Annotated in this window: 1 protein-coding gene (cut by a window edge); it reads right to left on the bottom strand. The window is 43.4% G+C overall.

Annotated elements, in window-relative coordinates:
• Positions 1-9: 9 nt before the first annotated feature.
• Positions 10-24625, bottom strand: the 3' portion of a protein-coding gene (locus tag OCV27_RS20055; RefSeq protein ID WP_125320985.1) for a non-ribosomal peptide synthase/polyketide synthase. The gene runs 3113 nt beyond the window's last position; 24616 of the gene's 27729 nt are visible here — the last part of the coding sequence; its start codon lies off the right edge, out of view; the stop codon is at positions 10-12.

Raw genomic sequence — 24625 nt, forward strand, 5'->3', positions numbered from 1 at the left:
GTATTATGTTTAATCAATGAGTGATTCCAAATCATCGATATCAAGAGACTCCAAGTCTTCAATATCAAGATCCTCAACTTGTTTTAGAATGTCATCGAGCATACTCGATTCTTCTAATTCTCTATGTTGATCAATCATGTGTGCGATGCCTTGGATTGTTGGAGATGCAAACAGTGATTCAATGGTAAGGTCAACACTAAATCTGTCTTTGATCAGAGCGTTCATTCGCATCAACAACAACGAGTTTCCTCCCACTTCTAGGAAGCTACGTGCTGCACTCATTATTGTGGTTGATTGCAGCAACTCACACCAAAGCTTGGATACCATATGTTCCGTGTCCGTTTCGGGTGCGACAAAATCACTATCGACCAACATTTTAGGTTCTGGTAGCGCACGGCGATCAACCTTACCATTGGCGTTAAGAGGGAATTGATCCATCAATACAATATGATCTGGCAGCATAAAACTTGGCAGGTTCTGAGAGAGTGTCGCCTTGATATGTTCTGGGCTAACATTCAGTTCGGCATGCCCTATCACATACGCGAGTAACTGTTTATCTCTCGATTGCCCTATCTGCCTTTCTTTGACCACCACCAGAGCAGTGTCAACCTCATCGATTGACATCAGCTGCGCTTCTATCTCACCCAGCTCTATACGATAGCCACGTACTTTGACTTGGCTGTCAGCTCGACCAACAAACATCAGGGTGCCATCGTCTTGCCAACGCACTAAATCTCCTGTGCGATAAAGACAGTTTGTACTTTTCACATTGATTGCATATGGATTTGAAATAAAGCGCTCGGAAGTCAGATCCTTCTGATTTAAATACCCTTTAGCAACGCCCTCTCCGCCTGTGTACAATTCGCCAATAGCGCCAATTGGTACTGGCTTTTGATTGCGATCTAACACATACACTGTGGTATTTGAGATGGGTTTTCCTATTGGAATAGGCTGAGTAACATCCAGCTCTCTTGGTATTGGATAACAAGTCGTAAAGGTCGTATTCTCTGTTGGTCCATAACCATTTATCACAGTCACATCAGCTTGCTGCTGATAAAAACGAGATACTGAATACGGATTAACCACATCACCTCCCGTCAGAAGGTATTTTAGGCTAGGTAAACTATGCTTGTTTATGGCGACAAATTGATCGAATAGACCCGATGTTAACCAAAGCATATTGACTTGATAGTTATCAATAACCTTACCTAGCTGTGTGGCATCAACCAAGGTCTCTGGGTAGACAACCAAAGTCCCACCATTTAGAAGAGGTCCCCAGATTTCTAACGTCGCAGCATCAAAAGTAACAGAGGCACACTGCAGCATAACCGTATCTTGGGTAAGTGGTAGCGCCGAATTATTTTTTACTAAGCGAATAACACCTTGTTGTGTCACTTCCACGCCTTTAGGCATACCCGTTGATCCCGAGGTATACATCACATAAGCCGATAAGTCTTTCGTATTGCATTGCGGGCGCTCTGGATTAGTCGATGATTCTTTAACCAACATTGACTGCAAAGGCTCGCTGTCAATATCAATTCTTGTACACTCACTGCTCGAAACCGCAACGCTCAAGTTATGCTGCGTAAGTAGATATTGTACTTGAGTATCTTGCAGGATATGAGCTTGACGCTCTGCAGGATAGTTCGAGTCAATCGGCACGTAGACACCATTAAGCTTGATTATCGCGAGCAGAGTGGTGATTAGATCGATACCAGAAGGTAGACAAACACCAACGAGTTGCTCTGACTGAATACCTTGAGAAGACAGGTAATTCGCCAAGCGGTTTGCTCTAATATTTAACTCATAGTAAGTGACCTTGCACTCCCCATGAACCAAAGCAAGTGATTCTGGCGTTTTGGCAACACAAGATTCAAACCACTGTGCTATATCCCAACTACGATTATAATCACTCTGGGTCTGGTTCCACTCAACCATTGTTAAGTGTTTATCTTCTTCACCTAGTAAGGTTAGCGATTCTAATGGCTGCTTACTAGCATTTAGCATCATAGTAAGCATACGATCAAAGTCAGAGGCTACTTGCTCCATTTGTTGCTCAGAAACACTGCCAGCTTGATAAAGCCATCGTACTTCTGTTCGGTTTTCCGGCACCACAACCAAAGTTATAGGGAAGTTTGTTTGCTCTTCACCTTGTGACTCAATTAAGCGTGGTTGATCACGGCCAGCCCCACTAGAACTGTCAGTCACTGGGTAGTTTTCTACCACAACTAACGAGTCAAATAAATTCTGACCGACGGCTACCTCGCTCCATTCTTGAATGTCACTAAGTGGGCTATAAACAAAGTTATCATGATCACTTTGTGCTTTGTTGAGATTCTTGAGCCAGTCCCCAAGCTGGCATTGCATGTCAGAAAAATCTGCTCTTATAGGTAGCGTGTTGATAAATAGCCCGACGATTTTTTCAACACCAGCAAGAGGAATATTTCGACCCGAACGAGTCGAACCAAAGATTATATTGTCATCACCACTGTATTGATGGAGAAGCAGCGCCCAAGCTCCTTGGACAACGGTATTAATTGTCACTTGATTATGCTTGGCAAAGCGATTGAGCTTCGCTGTTCTTTCTTCGTCCAGAACATTGACGATACTTCCATCACCAGTTTGAGAGTCATCTGGCTTGCTGGGCAAACTTAGCTTGCATGGCTCAACCACACCTGACAAATAGCTTTGCCAATAGGCTTTGGCAGAAGAGAGCGGTTGTTGCTGGAGCCATTTTACATAATTTGAATAAGGTTTGGCTGCTGGCAGTTGTTCAATATTAGCGCCTAATCCCCTTTGATAAAGCTTCAGGACTTCATCAAACACCAGTGGTAAACACCAACCATCAAGTAGCGCATGATGATTACTCCAGATAAAGCGATGACGTGCTGCAGATATCTTCACCGTAACAAAGCGCATTAATGAGGCTCGAGTGATATCTAACGGCTTAACTCTCTCCTCGACTGCTAACTCTCTAAAGCGATGTTCTTGATCTTGTTGTGATAGGTGGCTCCAATCTAACTCCTGCCAAACCAAATCGGCACTCTTTGAAACAATTTGCAATAGGTCACCACTGCGAGATTCAACAAAAGCAGTGCGGAATATGTCATGCCTATCAATAATACCCTGCCAGGCTGACTTAAAGTTCGAGACCACTAAGTCTTCAAACAACATATCCATCTGACAAATGTACATTCCTGTACCCGAAGCAATTTGGCTATGCATGAGTAAGCCTTTCTGCATTGGTGTGCTTGGATACATGTCCACAACATCAGGGTACCGAGATTCTATTGCGGCAATTTCATCAGTGGTCATTTCAACCAACGGGAAGTCAGACGGAGTATATCCCCCTTGGTGAGATACACAGTGATTGATTATATTGATTAAGCTGGTTTTATATTGCTCTGCAATGGCTGATATCAGTGGATATCGTTGTGCATCATAATCAAAAGAGAATTCCAATACGCCATTAACGACAATACCCGTAACTTCAATACCATGAGTAGGTTGTCGCTTGGCACTGACTTCATCCCCTACTTGCCTGAATGCCTCTATTGATTCACCGTCACCATTAAATTGACCTAGGTAGTTAAACACCATCTCTGAGGCACTATCCGCTTGGATGATATCTTCATCTTTGGCAAGGTAACGAAGAGCGCCAAACCCAAGTCCTTTGTTAGGTGTTGCTCTTAGCTGATCTTTGATGCCTTTTATCAGTATTGCGAGATCTGACCCTGCTGCATTAGTTAATAACACAGGGTAAACGTGAGTAAACCAGCCAACAGTTTGGCTCAAGTCAAGCTCATCCATAAGTGGACAAGCATCAGCAACGACACCTGATTCACGCCCATGACCTTCTAAATCAATTTTGAGCGACTCTTGTCCACAAACTTGGGTATAGCTATCCACCAAAGCCGCTAAGAGAAGATCATTAATATGAGTGTGATAACACTCGTTTGATTCAGAGAGAAGGGCCTTTGTTTCAGCTTCACTAAATTCTACGGTTACACGCTGCCTATCAGAGCTTCCGAGCATTTCATATTCAAGGTGTTCTGACGACATTAGGCTACCGCTAGGAGCATTAAGTACAGACAGCCAATAGGTTTTTTCAGCACCAAGCTCCTCTGAACGGCCAAACGCATCCATAGTCAGTGCCCAGTTCTGATAGCTATCAGATTTCTCAGGCAGTGATACTGTTTCACCTTGTATCACTTGATTTAACGCTATCTGAAGGTCTTGCATCAAAATGCGCCATGATACGCCATCAACAATTAGGTGATGCATAATCCAAAGTAGTTTATCACTTTGTCCAGATGGCGTTTGACACCAAACCCATCTGATCATAGAACCTTGCTCTTGGTCAATGGTCAAACTAGCTTGTGCCTTGTTTGCCACATCAAACAGATACTCTGCCCATTGGGTTTCTTCTATAGAAGTTAGGTCTTCAATCCATAGGCTCTGCGCGAACGCATTGTCAGCACTGCGTTCATCTATGGCGAGATAATCTGCGTTCCACTGCGCATTGTTCTGCATAAAGCTCAATCGCATCACATCATGGCGCTGATACAAGGAAGCGAAGACAGCGCCAAGAGACTCTAGATCCATTGATTCTGATAACGTACACCACTGTGACTGGTTAAAGTGATGGCGATCGGTTTCATCTCCTGCAAAGAAATAGTGATCTATGGGGAGTAACTCTTGTTTCCCTGAAACCTGCTGGCTACCTTTATTTATTTCTACGACCAGAGCAATTTCCGCCAAATCTTTTATGGTTTGATGCTCAAACAGATCGCGAGTTGAGATTCTATACCCGATTCTCTTTGCCTGTGACACAACCTGCATCGCCAGGATTGAATCTCCTCCTAAGCTGAAGAAGTTGTCACTGATTCCAACTTCATCAAGAGCTAATACCTGCTTCCACACCGAACACAAAGCAACTTCAGTATCACTGCTTGGCGCTTCAAACTTCACACTAAGTGACGAATAATCAGGCTCTGGCAACAACTTGCGTTCAACCTTACCATTCGCATTAATTGGCAGTTTTTCAAGTTTGACGATGGCTGAAGGAAGCATATAGCCAGGCAATAGATCTTTAATGGCGTCTCGCAAATCATTCGAAGTTATAGATTCTGAACCAATACTTGCCGACCAGTATGCTACCAAGCGCTTTTCTCCCTGCTCCTCACGTACCATAACAAAGGCTTCGTTGACCTGAGGCTGCTGAAGAAGTACGGACGTTACTTCACCAAGCTCAACCCTGAAACCTCGTAGTTTAACTTGGTGATCAACACGGCCTAAGAATTCTAATTTGCCTTGGTTATTCCAACGTACTTTATCACCAGTGCGATACATCAACTCCCCTTCGACAAACGGGTTTTGGATAAATCGCTCATCAGTTAAATCAGGTTTATGAAGATAACCACGTGCTGTTCCTGTACCACCAATATAAAGCTCACCGCCAACGCCAATAGGCACAAGATTGCGTTCAGCATCTAACACATAGAGACGCTTACCTGGTATACCCGTCCCTATATCAATAGTCTGAGTATGTTCTGTAATGTCCCCTACTGTGGCACAAACTGTTGACTCCGAAGGACCATAGCCATTCATCAGATGGCGACCTTGCGCCCACTTTTGCGCAAGCGACAGCGGGCATGCGTCTCCTGCGAGTATAAGGTGCTTAACTCCCTGCCACTTTTGAGCATCTAACGCAGGTAACAAAGCAGGTGGCAAAATGGTATGGTTCACTTGATGCTGGATAACTACTTCAGTGAGTAACTCAGCAGAATGAACCTGTTCTTGATTAATTAAAACCAGAGTACCTCCAGCATTGAGCACGCCCACCCAATCGGCTACTGCACCATCAAAGCTGAAAGAGGCAAACTGCAGTACCCTTGAAGATTCGCTGACCATAAAGCGCTGTTGCTCAGAAATCGCCAAATCGACAAGACCGTCATGTTGCAACATCACGCCTTTAGGCTTGCCTGTCGATCCTGACGTGTAAATAACATAAGCCAGATTATTGGCACTAAGACCGATACCTTCTGCTGTAATGTTATCTGTGCTCTGTAAAGTGGAGCCTTGCATCAAACTCTTCAGTTCGACAAATTGAACACTTGTCGGTAATTTGTTCTCAAAGCCTTGCTCACCAATAATCAAGCTTAGTTGGCTATCTTCAACCATATAGGCAAGACGCTCTTCTGGGTACGTAGGATCAAGCGGTACAAAGGCCCCGCCTGCTTTAAGGATGCCAAGCATGACCTCAATGAGTTCAATCGAACGCTGACAACAAATGCCAACTATTTGATCTGGGCCAACACCCTGTTCAATTAAATGATGAGCTAATTGGTTTGAACGAAAATTAAGCTCCTGATAAGTAACCTGTCTATCTTCAAATATCAGAGCGATAGCTTCAGGAGAAGCCTCAACCTGACGCTCAAATAGCTCATGTATACATAATCCTTTCACCTCTAGATGTGGAGGTAAAAGTGGCTCATACCCCAAGCCCAATAAACTCTCGACATCAGAGTGCTCAAAGCCAAGTACTTTACTCATCATGACTTGCGGAGAGGTGACAACATCTCTCAGCAAGCCAACAAAGTGCTTGGCCATTCGAGTAATCGTTGGCTTTTCAAATAAGCTGGTGTTGAACTCCCAGTGCATAGACAGTCCATCAGACTGCTGTTCAACACTAAGCGTTAGATCAAACGAAGTCGTCGAAGTTTGCATCTCCACACTGCAAGTTTGAAGACCATCGAAAGTAAACGCGTCCTCAGGGGTATTTTGCAGTACCAACATCACTTGGAAGATAGGATGATGACTCAAATCTCGGGCAGGCTTTAACTCTTCAACCAAATGCTCAAAAGACACATTCTGGTGTTCATAGGCTGCCAACGCTGTGTCTCGAGATTGTTCAAGCAATTGTTGGAAGCTCTGGCTCATGTCCACATGATTTCGAAGAACCAAGTTATTCACAAAGAAACCTATCGTTTGGGCAAGCTCAGACTGATCACGGTTAGCGATTGGTGTACCAACAACAATATCTTGTTCCCCACTGTATCGACTTAACAGCATAGAGAAAAGCGCATTCAGTCCCATAAACAAGGAGGCATTAGTCGAGCTACATAAATCGAGAAGGGATTGCAGTTCAACCATATCGAGGTGTTCAACGACGACGTCACCTGTATAGCACTGCTTCGCCGGACGAGGTTTATCAAGAGGCAAACTATGTACTTCTGGAATATCTTTAAGCTGCTGGCGCCAATAATCTAATTGTGACGTTAGGTTATCACCTTGTAACCATTCTCTCTGCCAAATTGCATAGTCTGCATACTGAATATCTAATGGCGATAGGCATAGAGCTTCGCCTTTACTTAATTGGTTATAAGCTTGGCTTAGCTCGCTAATAAAGATATTCGAAGACCATCCATCACTAGCAATATGGTGCATGATTACAGTAAGCTGGAAATCATTGTCTCCCAGTTTAAATAGTGCTGCACGAAGCATAACATCAAGGCTGAGATCAAATGCTTCCGTCATAAATTCATTCTTTCTCTGATTCAGAACTAAGGTCTGCTCGTCATTCTCCAAATTCGATAAGTCATGCAACGGCATATCGAACAACGAATCAGCTGCATGCACAAATTGATATGCCACTCCTCTATCATCATTATGATAAGTGGTTCTCAACACTTCATGCTTAGCAATCACGGATACAAATGCACCTTGAAGTGCTTGTATATCCACTGCCCCCATTAACGCAAGCGTTGCCGGCATATAATACTGACTGCTATCCCCTTCCATTTGATCAATAAACCAAAGGCGCTGCTGAGCATAAGACAAAGGTATTAGCTCCGGCCTTTCTTTGATTGGCAGGATCTGTTTTGTCTCATTAATGTTTGATTCTGGCTGATTGGTGCATTGCAGCGCTAACTCTCGAAGAGTTGGTGCTCTGAATAAACTCGTCAGAGGCAAAGTCGTACCAAAAGTTTTCTGAATCTTATTGATGAGTTCAATTGCAAGCAGCGAGTGTCCACCAACTTCAAAGAAATTAGAATCACGGCCAATCGTCGAGACATCTATGTTAAGCACTTGAGACCATAGTTGACACAAGTTCTGCTCGATATTTCCTTCAGGATCTTGGTGCTTACTAGCACTAACTGATATCGTCGACTCAGGTAAAGCCTTTCGGTCAACCTTACCATTTGGTGTTAATGGCATGGAATCTAAGATTACCCATGCTGACGGAATCATATGCTCTGGTAAATAGCTTGATATGTCCTGTTTAATTTTTTCAGTAAGCTTATCTGAACTATGACCAGCTTCACTCGGTATAACATAAGCGGCCAGAAACTTGTCTCCTCGTCCACTGCGCTGCACCACTACAATACACTGATCTACGTATGGTCGTTGTCCAATCGTAGTTTCTATTTCACCAAGCTCCATTCTGAAACCACGTATCTTAACCTGCTGGTCTATACGACCAAGATATTCGATATTTCCTTCAGGAAGCCAGCGCGCGAGATCTCCTGTGCAGTATAGACATTTATCCATATCAGATCGTGAATAAGGGTTATCAATAAACCGCTCTCGAGTTAGGTCATCGCGGTTGAAGTACCCACGAGCAACCCCAACTCCTGCAATAAATAACTCTCCGACTGCTCCTACAGGCACTGGATTTAGATGCGAGTCCAAGATGTGAAGTTGGATGTTATCAATTGGCTTACCAATAGGTACTGAACGTCCAGCAAAGTTCTGTTGGCAATGCCACATACTAACGTCGATAGCGGCTTCAGTTGGGCCGTATAAATTATCAAGTTGCGCATGATGATTTGCCAAAAACCGATTTTGAACATCAACTGGCAGTGCCTCACCACTACAAACTACCAAACGTAGGCTTGGTGTCTGATTCGCATATCGACCGTCAGCGACAACACTAGCTAGCATAGGGGGAACAAAATGCATCACGGTGATTTGTTCTTGTTTAATCACATCAAGCAAGTAATCGATATCTTTATGGCCTTCAGGCCTAGCTATAACAACTGTTGCACCCGACATTAGTGTCCAGTAATACTCCCAAACCGACACATCAAAACCGAACGGCGTCTTCTGTAAGACGTTATCGCCTGACGTCAATTGATAAGTATTTTGCATCCAGTTCAGACGGTTCACCAAACCCGAATGCTGATTCATCACACCTTTGGGTTTGCCTGTTGAACCTGAGGTATAGATAACATATGCCAAGTTGTGGGATGTTAACTTGTCTACGTAAGGGTTATTCACCCAACAAGAATGTTGACTCAATTGGCTCCAAAACTCGCGATCATCAACAAGAATCAATGTATTGGCATCAAGCACTAATGTTTTCTGTAGCGACTCTGAAGTAATCAACACCTCAACATCACTATTTTCCAGCATAAAGTTTAATCTTTCTAAAGGATAGGTAGGATCGAGTGGAACATAGGCACCTCCAGCTTTGTTCACAGCAAGGATCGAAATCACCATTTCCAATGATCGATTTAAACAAATACCAACTAACTTCTCTGGTCCTACCCCAGATTCAATAAGATGGTGTGCCAAAAGATTAGCTTGCTTGTTTAATTGCTCATAAGTTAATGAATCCCCCTCAAATACCAACGCAATATGATTAGGAATATTAATCACCTGCTGCTCAAACATCTGGTGGATACATTTATCACTTGGGTAAGGACTATCCGTGTCATTCCACTCATTGATTAGATCGATTGTATCTTGATCGGCTAGGGATAAACCAAACACATTCCTATCTGGGGATAAGAGAATGCTTTCCATGAGGCACTCTAATTGTAAAGCCATCCTTCTAATCGTATCGCTGTTAAATAAGTCCGTGCTGTACTCCCAGAAGCAATCTAATCCATTCTCTTCATTCGGCAATATATTTAAGCTGATATCAAATTTCGATGTGTCATTCTCCGTTTGATCTTCTGTTAGCTTAATCTCACCAAATTCTATGCTCGACTTTAGCCCTTGCGTATCGACATTAAGCATCACTTGGAATAAAGGGTGATAACCCATATCACGATTTGGCTTTAATACCTCCACGATGCGCTCAAACGGCAACGACTGATGTTCGTATGCAGATAAAGCCGTTTCTTTACATCGCTCAATAAGCTGTTCAAAGCTTGGATTGCCCGATAAATCCGTACGTATAACCAAACTATTAACAAATAAACCCATCACATTTTGCAGTTCAAGTTGCTCTCGATTTGCCACTGGCGTACCGATAATAATATCTGTTTCACCACTATAGCGACTCAATAACAAGCTAAAGACCGCTTGCATTCCCATATACAGGCTCGCCCCATTTGTCTGGCATAGCTGTTTAAATTTATCGCTTATATCTTTTGTAATCGGATGATGGTACAAGTCTCCCGCATAGCTCTGCTCATTAGGCCTAGCTCTGTCTAGAGGAAGTGAGTGAACATCCGGCAGACCTTGTAAATGATGACTCCAGTAGTTGATTTGCGTTTCAAGCTGTTCACCTTGTAACTGGTCTTGTTGCCAAACTGCATGGTCAGCATACTGGATAGTCAAAGGCGCAAGCTGTGAGTCTCTTTGACAAAATAATGCATCATAAATAATTGCAAACTCTTGTATAAGCAACTCTGATGACCATCCATCGGATGCGATATGATGCTGAGTAATCAATAACTTCCACTTCAGATCAGACAACTTAACCAATTGAGCTCTAATCATTAGATCGTTTTCTAAGTCAAATATTTGCTCAGACTCTTTGGTTGTAATCGCGTGCAATTTACCTTGCTGTTCATCTTTATGCTGCAAAGATAGATCCGTCACTGGTAACTCAAAATGTACTGGTAGCGGCAGAATGCATTGACTTAGCACTTCCTTGTCCTTACGAAAACATGTTCGTAGCGCTTCATGCCTTTCTAGGAGAAATTGGAATGCCTTGGCCACCAAGTCTGGGTTAATAGACCCTTCCAAACTATATACACCCGCCATATTGTATGTATGTCCACCTTCAAGCTGCTGCATGAACCACATACGTTGTTGTGCAAATGAGAGAGGTAAAGCTTTATCTCTGTCTGCTTGTGGAATGAGTCGATGTGTAGACGTGGCAGAACTATCTATAACTGTCGCCATTTCACTTAAGGTTGGAGCAAGGAAAACCTGCTTCACAGTCAACTCTCGACCCAGATGTGCACTGATTTTAGCGATAAGTCTAACCGCCAACAGGGAGTGGCCTCCTAAACTGAAGAAATTGGCATCAGCGCTTATAAGAGACGAAATTCCCAGTATGTTTTTCCAGATTTCAACGAGTTGTATTTCTGTTGACGTAGATGGAGCGACATACTCTACCTTTGCTTGGTAAGTTGGCTCAGGCAAGGCCTTTCGATCCAGTTTACCGTTGGCGTTGACAGGCATGGCTTCCAGTACTGACCAGGAACTTGGGATCATAAAGCTAGGTAATGTCTCTCTTAATGCGTTCTGAAGCTCTCCAATCAATAGTGACTCATCTTGAGTAGGAGCCACTAAGTAGGCCACTAAATGCTTGTATCCATACTGATCGTCTCGAACAATAACTGCTGCATCAAGTACCCTTTCATCCTCACGTAAAGCGGTTTCAATCTCACCTAGCTCTATCCGAAAGCCGCGTAATTTGATCTGGGTATCGAAACGGCCGAAGAATTCCAACTCACCGTTAGCAAGCCAGCGAACTTTATCTCCTGTGCGATAAACGCGAGCGCCGTGGTTCGGACTAAATGGATCTGCAATGAATTTTTCCGCTGTCAGTTCTTCACGGTTCAAGTACCCACGCGCCACCGTCATTCCACCAATAAGTAGCTCGCCGGGTACACCTTCAGGAACAAGCTTCATTTGCTCATCGACGACATAAATATCGGTATCCATAATGGCAAATCCAATCGGTACACTGGTACTTATGTCTTCATCACCTAACCAGTGTAAGGTAGAAGAAATTGTTGTCTCGGTAGGGCCATAGTTATTGATCAATTGACAGACTTTTTGTGCTGGCCCTGTTTGCCATGCTCTGGCAAAGTCTACATTAAGAACATCACCACTAACAACCAAACGGGATAAAGAGGTTTGGCTCCAAAATTGCTCGTCATCCAAAACCGGTTCCAGCAGAGCTTTAGCGTATAATGGCGGGAATTCTGTAATAGTGATCGGGTTGTCTCGCAACCATTCAACAAACTCTGCCGAAGTCCAAAGCATTTCAGGACGGATATAGAGGCTTGCACCTGTGACTAGCGCTTCAAAAACCTGTTCTACAGAAGCATCAAAGCCAATGTTTGAAAACTGTAAGACGTTATCATTTGCTGTCACGCCATATTCGATACAAATACTCTTAATATGACTGCTCAGCGCTTGGTGCTCTATCATCACCCCTTTAGGTTTACCGGTCGACCCAGACGTGTATATAACGTAAGCCATATGTGACGGCATCACTTTTGTTTGGCTTATACTCGGGTTTCCATCCTCATAACCAGACAACATTTCTTGAGCTAAAGATGTATCCAATAAGACTATCGGTATTTGTCCACCTACCAATTTATCCTTATGTTCAGTTTCACTGATCACCAACTTGCATTGACTGTCTTCCATCATATAAGTCAAACGCTCAACCGGATAACTCACATCAAGTGGCACATAGGCTCCGCCTGCTTTGTGAATGGCCAATATGGTAATGATCATTTCTGCTGAACGGGATAGACACATACCAACTAATGTATCAGGCCCTACCCCCTGTTCAATAAGATAGTGGGCAAGCTGGTTAGCCTTAGCATTCATATCTGCGTAGCTCATCACTGTGCCATTAAATACTAATGCTGATGCCTGAGGTGACTTTTCAACCTGTTCTTCAATATCTTGGAATAAACATTGGGTCACTGGCCAAGTTTTTTTCGCTTTACCTTTATCGAGTATACGTTGATGTTCCGCTTGGCTGACAAGTGACAAGCTCTCTAAGCTTTGTTCAGATTTACTGACAATTTCACTCACTAATTGAATGAAGTTCTCAGATAGCCTTTCGATAGTCTGAGCTTCAAATAAATCCGTACTGTACTCCCATCCAAGTTCAATTTGAGCCCTGCCATAATTATCGACGCTCTCTTCGACATTTAAGGTTAAATCAAACTTTGACGTCGTTGTCTCTACTTCTAATGGGGTTATCGCCAGCCCCCCAAAAATCCTAGGTTCAGGCTCGACCGTATCCACTACCAACATAATTTGGAACAGTGGGTGGTGGCTTAAATCTCGGTTTGGCTGGAGAGTTTCAACTAATCGCTCAAACGGCAATTGTTGGTGGGCAAAAGAATCAAGTGCATTATTTCGACATTCAGACAAAAGCTCGTTAAAAGACTGGCCATTATCAATCTCTGTTCTAAGAACTAAGGTATTGACGAAGAAACCAATCAGAGACTCAACTTCTTTTTGTTCTCTGTTTGCCACGGGTGTACCGAGAATAATATCTGCTTCACCACTATAGCAGCTAAGCAACAAACTAAACGCCGCTTGCATTCCCATAAACAAACTACTTTGTTGGTTTTGTAAGTAGGCTCTAAAAGATGCGGTCACCTCATTTGGTAAATCCTGTTTATATAAGGCGCCTTGATACGTCTGAGCATTAGGCCTCGGCTTATCAAGTGGCAAGCTATGAACATCAGGAATGTTTTCTAAACGTTTCTGCCAATAGGTCAACTCGGTATTTAACTGCTGATCTTGTAAAAAATCGAGTTGCCATAGCGCGTAGTCTGCGTATTGAATTGGTAATGGCCCCAATATTAGATTTTCGCCACTAACATGAGACTGATACAGAGCACTGAGATCGCGTAATAAGACATCCAACGAGGCTCCATCACCAGCAATATGGTGCAAGGTAAGCAGTAAAACTGAACCACTTTGCTCTGCTTGCTGAGTCAACTTCAGCAGCCTAGCTCGAACCATTAGATCTTTACTTAGATCAAAAGGCAATGAAGCTTCTTCACTTCTTATTGCGCTAACATGTTTAGCTTGATGCTCAGAGTCAAGGTGGCTGAGATCAACAACCGTGATAGGTGCATTCACCGGCAAATCCAGAATGCGTTGTTCCACCTCTCCTTGAAGGTTAACCATACATGTACGCAAACTTTCATGACGAACAATCAAATCATTGAAGGCAGCATGCAAAGCTTTAGCATCAACTTCACCATTCAAATATAGAGCAAGAGGCATGTTGTAAGTGTCTTTGCGCTCTTCAAGTTGTTCTAGGAACCAAAGTCGCTGCTGAGCATAAGAAAGAGGGATACGCTCTGGTCGCTCCAACGGCCTAATACAAGTATTCACGTCATCCTTTTCGCTTGAGTCAATCAAGTTTGCTAATTGACAAAGAACTGGATGAGTAAAGATGCTACGAACGTTTAATGCCACGTTAAAGTCTGCACGAATTTCCGCAAGCAATTTGATTGCTAATAAAGAGTGACCTCCCGAGGTAAAGAAATTTACGGTTTTACCAACCTGCTCCTCACTATGAAGAACTTTCTGCCATACATTGGCAAGCTTTATTTCAGTAGCCGTTTCTGGCGCTACATATTCTTGCTCTAAAACCATCTGGGGCTCAGGTAGAGCCTTACGATCAACCTTTCCATTCGGAGTCAGTGGCATCACATCAAGTATCATCCAAGCTGCAGGCAACATATGCTCAGGTAACTGACCAGAAACCCGCTGCTTAATATCAGCAATAACGGCATCAGAGTCTTTATTTTCGTTAGTAATAACAAGATAAGCTGATAGGAATTTGTCACCTAACTTACTCTCCTTGGCAACCACTACACATTGTTCAACCTCAGGTTGTTGCCCAATAGCAGTCTCAATCTCGCCAAGCTCAATTCTAAATCCACGTATTTTCACCTGATGGTCAATACGGCCAAGGTATTCTATGTCACCCTCTGGTAGCCAACGTGCAAGATCGCCAGTACGATAAAGACGCGCATAATTCTCAGATTCAGCGTGAGGGTTAGCAATAAAACGCTCTTGGGTAAGGTCATCACGATTGTAGTATCCGCGCGCAACACCAACGCCTGCAATAAACAGCTCTCCAACAACACCGACTGGAGCAGGATTTAGCTGTTGATCCAAGATATGGAGCTTAATATTGTCTATCGGCTTACCAATCGGCACTGAGCGTCCTGTAAAGTCAGGCAAGCAGCGCCAAACACTAACATCAATTGCAGCCTCTGTTGGGCCATACAAATTATCAAGCTGTGCATGATGATTGGCCAAGAATCGATTTTGTACATCCACCAATAAAGCCTCACCACTACAGACGACCAAACGCAGGCTTGGAGTCTGATTCGCGTAGCGACCATCGGCAATAAAGCTGGCGAGCATGGGAGGAACAAAGTGCATCACACTAATTTGTTCCTTGTCGATTATTTCAAGTAGATAATCAACATCTTTGTGCCCTTCTGGGCGCGCCATAACCACAGTCGCCCCCGTTGTTAGCGTCCAGTAGTATTCCCACACAGAGACATCAAACCCAAACGGTGTTTTCTGTAAAACCTTATCCTCTAATGTCAATTGATAAGTGTTCTGCATCCAGTTGAGACGGTTCACTAAGCCAGAATGTTGATTCATCACGCCCTTGGGTTTGCCTGTCGAACCGGATGTATAAATGACATAAACTAGGTTATTGGGTGATAGCTCATCTATTTGTGGGTTTGCTTCCCAATGAGAGTTCTGAGTCAACTCATCCCACAGAGCGCTATCATCAACAAAAATTAATCTATCAGCTTCAAGCTCTAATGACTGTTGAAGTAAGTGCGACGAAATCAACACACTGGCTTGACTGTTTTCGAGCATGTAATTCAATCGCTCGACAGGATAGCTTGGATCTAAAGGCACATACGCACCTCCAGCTTTGCTTACCGCAAGAATAGAAATGACCATCTCAAGTGAGCGATTCAAACAAATGCCGACCAAATTTTCTGGCCCTACGCCTACGTCCATAAGGTGGTGAGCAAGCAAATTAGCACGCTGGTTGAGCTGCTTGTAGGTTAGCAACTCTTCCTCAAAAACCAATGCAACCTGATCGGGAGTCTTCACCACTTGCTGTTCAAATAACTGATGAATACATTCCTGTTTAGGGTAATCACTCTCGGTCTTATTCCACTGTGCCATCAGATCTAGGGCTGGTTGATCCACCAACGACAGCCCAAATACACTAGTATCTGGAGAATGTAAAATGCTATCAATTAAGAGCTCAAATTGCTTGGCCATCCTTTCAATAGTTTCGGGTTTAAACAAATCGGTATTGTATTCCCACGCCAGTTCCAAAGTGTCTTCACTTTCATTAACCACCAACATAAGGTCAAATTGAGAGTGACTTTCGACGAGTGGCAGTGTTTCAGACTCTAACCCTGACAACTCAAGTTTGGTCTGCTCAATATTGACCGACAACATAACTTGGAACAAAGGGTGATAGCTTAAATCTCGTTCTGGCTGTAACGCCTCGACAACTTGCTCAAACGGAGCTTCTTGATTTGCATATGCCTGAACATTTATGAGTTTGCTTCGCTCAAGTAGCTCGACAAAACTAGGGTTATCATCGAGATCAAGCCTTAGCACTAGGGTATTGACCAAGAAACCTATCATAGACTCTAGGCCCGCTTGATTCCTATTGGCAACAGGTGTGCCGACAAGAATATCCGTCTCATTGCTATAACGCGACAGTAAAACAGAAAATGCGCTATGAAGCCCCATAAACAAAGTGGTATCGTTATCTCGACATAGCTTGATAAAGGCATTGCTTCGGCTCTCATCGAGATGAGTCGAGTACCACTGCCCTTGATACTTCTGCTCAGCAGGACGAGCATAGTCAAGAGGCAAATTGTGCACTGCTGGCGCACCAGATAAGTGTTCTTTCCAGTAGGTTACTTGCTCGTTTAGAGAACGAATTACCTCTGGTTGATGTTGCCAGTTGGCATAATCAAGATACTGAATACGCAAATCTTCGTCGTCTTGCTTTCTCCCCTGCAAAGCATCCTGATAGAACGCTTTTAACTCATCAAACAGAATTCCCAATGACCAACCATCTGATGCAATATGATGCATGGTAAGCAGCAAGATATGCTCGTCCTGTGCGGTTTTAATTAAACAAGTACGCAACATTAAATCTGAAGATAGGTTAAATGGTTTAACCGCTTCCTCACCTTGCAGACGACTTACCTCTATCGATTGCGCCGCACTACCTAGCTGGGACAAATCAAACACTGGCATAACCCAGCTTTCTGGTACGGGATGCAACCTAGTTTGCGGCGAGTCTGAACGATTTACAAAGCCCGTTCTCAAACTGTGGTGCCTAGAAATTACACCAACAAAAGCCGAGTGTAACGAGTCAATAAAAAGCTGACCATTTAACTTGATCGCCATCGGCATATTGTAATGGCTGCTTCCTTGTTCCATCTGGTCAATAAACCAAAGCCTTTGCTGGGCAAAAGACAATTTAGGCTGGTTACAATCATGGTTATGAGTGATAGCTGGAAGCGCGGCTAGATTTTTCCCAATCATCGCCTGAAAAGCCTCGGCTTGATCGGTGAGAATAGGATTATCGAATACCAAAGTGATATTAACATCGGTAGCATAACTTTGGTTTATCTTGGCTACCAATTGCATCCCCAGCAGAGAGTGCCCTCCTGAAGCAAAGAAGCTGGCATAACGATTACTGATCTCATGGCCTAGCACGTCACTCCAAAGTTTAGCGAGTTGTACTTCAGCATGATTGCTCAGTGGTTCAAAACGCTCATCATCTAGGTAGGCTTGAGGCTCAGGAAGTGATTTAGTATCAAGCTTGCCATTGGCGTTTAATGGCAAGCTATCCATAACAACAATCGCTGAAGGGAGCATGTACTGAGCAAGCTGATGTTTAAGCTGAGATTGAATATCAACAATGCTTTGTTCAATGTCTTGTCGTGATTTATCATCCAGTACTAAGTAAGCAACAAGCTTTCGATCACCATGGTCATTTCTAACCATAACGTGACACCCAGTCACTCCTTGTATGTGGTTAATTGTGGAAGCAATTTCTCCCAGCTCAATCCTAAATCCACGTAACTTAATTTGATTATCAGCACGACTCACGTAAACAATTTGATTTTGACTGTTACGATAAACAAGATCGCCCGTTTTATAGAGCTTGCGGCGACAACCTTCAAGATGAATAAAGCTTGAATCGGTCAAGTCAGATCTGCGCCAATATCCTCGTGCTAGACCTGGCCCACCGAGATACATTTCACCAATCACGCCTTTAGGAAGAGGCTGTAGACATGAGTCCATTACAAATGCATCAGCGTTCGGTAACGGTTGGCCAATTGGGCATACATCACTGATGTCTTGCATGTCATACCATGCACTGAAGGTCGTATTTTCAGTCGGTCCGTAACCATTCCATAAATGCCTAGGTTTGCCACCAGCCGTTATCACTTTATTAATATGAGGCGGAGAAATCGCTTCTCCTCCAACCAGCAAATGCTCAAATGAAGCGAACACCATCGGCTTTTGTTCCGCCATGATATTGAACAATGAGGTAGTGACGAACATGTTGTTAATTTTCGTCTGTTCGATATGTTGTTGGAATTTATCCGGTGATAAAAGTGTTTCTTTTGGCACATAAACCAAACTGGCTCCATTGAGCAAAGCACCCCAGATTTCATAGGTTGCCGCATCAAATGAGTGGTTCGACGCCTGACCAAATATCTGGCTCTGGTCAATAGTCGTGAATGGATTGTTGTGCACTAAGTGAGTAATACTTCCCTGCTCTACAGCCACACCCTTAGGTTTACCTGTAGAACCTGACGTATAAATAATGTAGGCCAAAGCCCTCACATCTAAGCACCAGTTTTGATCAGCAACAGACGACTCAATCTCTTGCATCGTGGCTGGATCGGACAAATCAATCAGTCGCTCTTTTTGAGGTTTAATCGCTGCAGCAAGATCGCCATGAGTCAGTATGGCTTGAGCTTGACAGTCTTCCATGATCACTTCTAACCGAGCATAACCTTGCTCTGGGTCAAGAGGCACATAAGCACAACCAGATTTAATAATAGCGAGCATGGAAACAATCAGATCAATCGAACGATTTAAGTAAAGGCCGACCCTATCGCCTTCAGATACTCCTCCATTTAATAGATAGGCAGCAAGATTATCGGAGCGTTGATCAAGCTCCTGATACGTCATTTCTTTGTTGCCATAAACCATTGCAACTTTATCTGCATGGCACTCTACACTTTGAGCAAAAAGCTCTGTCATCGATGGTAACTTGGGATCAGGTTGAGTCGATAGATTGACCTGATTCGACAGCGCGATACCTCTAACATCTTTGGTAGTATCATCAAAAAGTGATGAGACGATATGCTCTAGTTGCTCCAACATGCCTGCTACAATTGCGTCAGAGAAGATGGCTTGATCAAATAAAAGCTTCAGCTCTACAGAATCTCCCGGAATAATCACAATCGACAACGGGAAGTTAGTCTGCTCAATCGCCGTTAAACCACGTATATCAAGTTGGTGACTTGCCTCAGTGGATAGCTCTCTAGTATCAAAGGGATAGTTCTCAAACACCATGATAGAGTCAAATAACGAGCTATCCATTTCAATATCAGAATTAGCTTGGATATCGGTTAAAGACACATGAGAATATTGGTCATGATCAAGCTGAGATTGATGAACTCGTTGAACAAAATCAATGGATGTTTCTGCTCCGTCCAAAAATTTAACCCGTGTTGGCAGGGTATTAATAAACAACCCGATCATATCCTCAACACCGTACAAAGATTCAGGACGACCAGAACGAGTGGTACCAAATACAATATCGTTAGATCGGCAGTAACGACTTAACATCATGGCCCATGCAGACTGAAATAAAGCGCTAGTCGTTACATTCATATCTCGCGCGCCTTGGTAGATCTTTTCAGATAACGCCTGGCTAAGGTGTACTTTTGATTCACCAACACCCTGTTTATCCGCTTTTTGTTCTTGAATCACTGAATCACTGATAAGCGTCGGCGCTGAAAAACCAGATAGATAATGCTGCCAATAACTTTCACAGACTTGAGTATCCTGAAAAGAAAGCCAGTCGATATAATTCTTATAATCCGCGGGGGCTGGTAGTACCGCTTCCACACCACTTGATAGGGATTCGTATAATGTAGCTAACTCTTTAAGAAGAATTGGCAAACACCAACCATCAATCAAGGCATGATGATGAGTCCACACCAATTTGTAAGACTCTTGTTCAACATTGACTAACACCAATCGCATTAGGGGAGCATGTTCAACATCAAGCGGCTGCCGTTTTTCACTGCGAAGTAGGCTTTCCAACGCTTCATTTTGGTTAGCGCCAATAGATTCTTCTCTCCATGGCACCTCAACATGTGTAGAAACAAGCTGCAAAGGTTTATCTAAACCCGTATGAACAAATGCTGTTTTTAGGACATCATGACGGTTTATCAAAGCTTGCCAAGCCTGTTTCAAAGTGGTCGAACAAACCGGACCCAAATCTAATACCATTTGAGTAACATACAAGCCTGAACCCTGAGATATTTGAGAATGGAACAGCATACCTGCTTGCATTGACGTCGCCGAATACAAGTCAGCGATCTGATGGCTTTCCTCTAACTTTTCGAGCTGATGAGCCCCAATGTTGGCGAGAGGGAAGTCACTAGGGGTAAATTGTTTCTTAGCCGAATTACAATGACTAATAATGTCACAAAGGTGTTGCTTGAAGCGATCTAAAAGCCCTTCTATCGTGCTTTGGCTGAATTGGCTCCGATTGTATTCAAAACAGACATTTAATTGTTCGTTTTGTATTATACTTTCGACACTCAAGGTGCTGAATCGACTGCGTTCTTGGCTAATACACAAAACATCATCGGCAAAGGTTACGTCAGAAATAAGGCCATTAGTCGTCACATCTATCGAGTCAAACTTACCCAAATAGTTAAATAAAACATCGATAGCTTTGTATTGATTGAGGGTTTCATCTTGGCAAAGATGCTTTAGAACACCGTAACCTAACCCTTTGTTTGGAATAGCTCTAAGTTGCTCTTTGATTGACTTTATTTGCGAGCCTAGATCAGAACCATTCAAAGAAAACAAAGCAGGATAAGTAGTGGTAAACCAACCCACAGTTTGGTTGAGGTCAAAAGAGTCATCCAGCACTTCACGGCCATGACCTTCAAGTTCGACACAAATTTGGCTCGATTGCTGCCACTCGGAGAGAGTTCGAGTTAATGCCAGCAGCAATAAGTCATTAACTTGAGTGTTGTAACACTGATTTGCTTTACCAACCAGGGTTTGGGTCATTTCTTCATTGACCGTCAGCGATACCCTTTCGCTTTCATGCCAAGAATTGCAATTTTGCTGAGATAAGTGATTCTCAACTCTAAGCGGCGCCACATCACTGTTCACCACTTGATGCCAGTATGAGGCTTCTTTTGCTAGCGTCTCACTCTGTGAGTACGTTTCGAGCCATTGACCCCAAGTCTGGTAGCTGTTCGACTTGATACCTAAATCAATCGGTTTTTCAGACTTAAGCTGTGAGAGTGCTAGTTCAAGATCAGAGAGCAAAATACGCCATGAGACACCATCAACAATCAAATGGTGAATGATCCAAGAGACTTGGTAGTCCTGCTTTGCTTGATTCAAAACAACGCATCGAGCTAAGTCAGGCTGAGACAAATTAAATTCAGTGTGCGCTGCTTTGATTGCAGTATCAAAGGCCTCTTGTGTATCGCATACACAAAGGTTGACCTGCACCTTTTCTAGCCGCTGATAGGCTGCACTGGAATCAGCTGTGAAAGATAACCTGAATATATCATGATGCTGGTATACGGCTTCTAGCGCATCCTTAAGCTGCTCCATGCTAACTTGTTTTGAAATCGAAAAATCAACCGCTTGGTTAAAGTGATGCAGATCGACAGGATCACCTGAAAACAACCAACGCTGAATCGGTAGCAAAATTTGCTCTCCCTCCACCGCTGCAAGCTTCACCTCTATTGAATCAACTTGTCCAACATGTGGTGCAAGTTTGACAATAGTCTGATGCTGGAAAATTTGTTTGGTTGAGAGAAATAATCCGGCTTTGAGAGCTCTAGAGGCCACTTGTATTGCCAAAATGGAATCACCACCAATAGCAAAGAAGTTGTCCAACACGCCGACAGATTCTAGACCAAGAACCTGCTGCCATATTTCACACAGTTGCTGCTCGGTTTGCGTCTCAGGCGCATGATAGTTCGACGTTGACTGATAAACAGGTTTGGGTAGTGCTCTACGATCAATTTTACCATTGGACGTCAAAGGTAGACTTGTCATAGCCACTAACACACTTGGGAGCATGTAGTCTGGCAGTAAAGATTGTAATCTCTCTCTTATCTGTGCTTCGTCCAATTGATGTTCAGATTGAGATGAATAATAAGCGACTAAACGTTTTTCTCCACTACTTTCTTCTGTAACGCACGCAAACGCTTCTCGAATATTAGGAAGCTCAAGTAATGCGCTTTCTACTTCTCCCAGTTCAATCCTAAAACCGCGCACTTTTACTTGATGGTCTATTCGAGTGATAAACTCTATATTTCCATCTGTTCGCCTACGAACTAAGTCGCCGCTTCGGTAAAGCTTAAGATTCGTATCAAATGGGTGCGGAACAAACTTTTCTTGCGTTAAAGCGGGTTTATGCAAGTACCCAACCGCAAGGCCTTCCCCACCGATATAAAGTTCGCCAGCAACACCGATTGGCACTGGTTGCATGAATTCATCTAATACCAATACTTCAGCACCAGGAATAACTTGGCCAATATGGATGGTATCTTCACCCGGACTTAGTTGACCTAAAGTCGCACAGATTGTACTCTCAGTCGGACCATACGCGTTAATGAACTTACGATTCTCCCCCCATACAGAGACCAAATCCGGAGCGCATGAATCTCCTGCGACAACCAAGGTTTTAACGCTACGCCATTTATCGACCTCCAGAGCAGGAAGCAGAGCTGGTGGCAAAGTTGCATGGGTAATGTTTGCTTTTTCTACTGCATCGGACAACATATGACCAGACTTGATGCACTCCTCATCGTAGATAAACAGTTGCGCACCAGAGCACAGCGTCATTACCCACTCCCATGTGGCTGCATCAAAACTGATAGATGCGAACTGAAGTACTCGACTATCACAACCAACATCAAGTAAAGACTGCTGGGCTTGGGCAAGATTGACTAAGCCATGGTGTGATAAAAGTACACCTTTAGGCTTACCAGTAGAGCCCGAAGTATAGATGGTATAAGCTGGAGTGTTAGCATCCACATCAACTAATAAGCTTGGATTTTTCGTTGGCTCTTGCAACCAAGCATTCTGCGTTTCAGGAGAATCAAGAACCAAACGTTCAATCTCTGAATCTTCAAGACAGCTTAAGACATTTTGCTCGGTCACGACTATCTTTAACCGACTGTCTGAGATCATATGTTGCAAGCGCTTAACCGGATAATTCGGATCCAGCGGCAGGTACACCCCACCCGCTTTTAATATTGCAAGTAAAGAAACAAATAGAGTCTCAGAGCGATCAATACAAACACCGATGATATCTCCACACTTAACCCCCTGCTTAACCAGTAAGTATGCTAGCTGATTCGAGCGAGCATTAAGCTGCTCATATGTCATAGTGCTAGAGCGTAAGTTGCCAACATAAGACAGAGCTATGGCCTGTGGATTATCTACAACTTGCTGTTCAAAAAAATGATGTATACAAGGAGCTTTGCTATCTTGCTTCGCTCCCATTGCCCAGTCTTGAGCCAAAAGCTGCATTTCACTGTCGCTAAGCATTGAGCAGCTTAATACTTTGGATCCTGGGTCCACAATCACTGCATCAATCAAAGCAACTAAGTGAGAAGCCAGACGTTGAATGGACTCTGCAAGGAATAGATCCGAACTGTACTCCCAATCAAGTAACAATTCGTCACCTAACTCTACAGCATTAATGGTCAAGTCAAATTTGGCTTTTACATTGCTAGGTTGCACAGTTCTAACAGTCAAGCCATTCAAATCGTAATTAGGCTGCTCATTGTTCTGTAGCACCAGCATAATTTGAAACAGTGGATGATGACTGAGAGAACGATTGGGAGCTAACTCTTCAACAAGACGCTCAAAAGGCATATCTTGATTGCTCAGCGCCTCTAGAGACCTTGTTTTACATTGGACTATCAACTCATTAAACGATGGATCACCTGATAAGTCCGTTCTACAAATCAGCGTGTTAACGAAAAAGCCTATCATAGCAGACAATTCTGCTTGCTCACGATTGGCACTCACCGTACCCAGAACTATGTCCTTTTCTTGGCTGTAACGACTGAGCAATGCAGATAGAAGCGCTTGCAGCCCCATAAACAGAGTGGCATCCTGCTGCTGACAAACATCCTTAAATTTAGATAGTTTGTTAGCATCAATATTGACACCATACCGTGCGCCTGCGAAAGTAGTTTCCGTGGGTCTTGCAAAATCCAATGGTAAACTGTGGATTTCTGGTATGCCAACTAACCTATTTTTCCAATATAACAGTTGAGCATTCAAGTTGCTTTGCTGCTGT

This window comes from Vibrio pectenicida (assembly GCA_024347015.1).
GTDB classification, from domain to species: domain Bacteria; phylum Pseudomonadota; class Gammaproteobacteria; order Enterobacterales; family Vibrionaceae; genus Vibrio; species Vibrio pectenicida.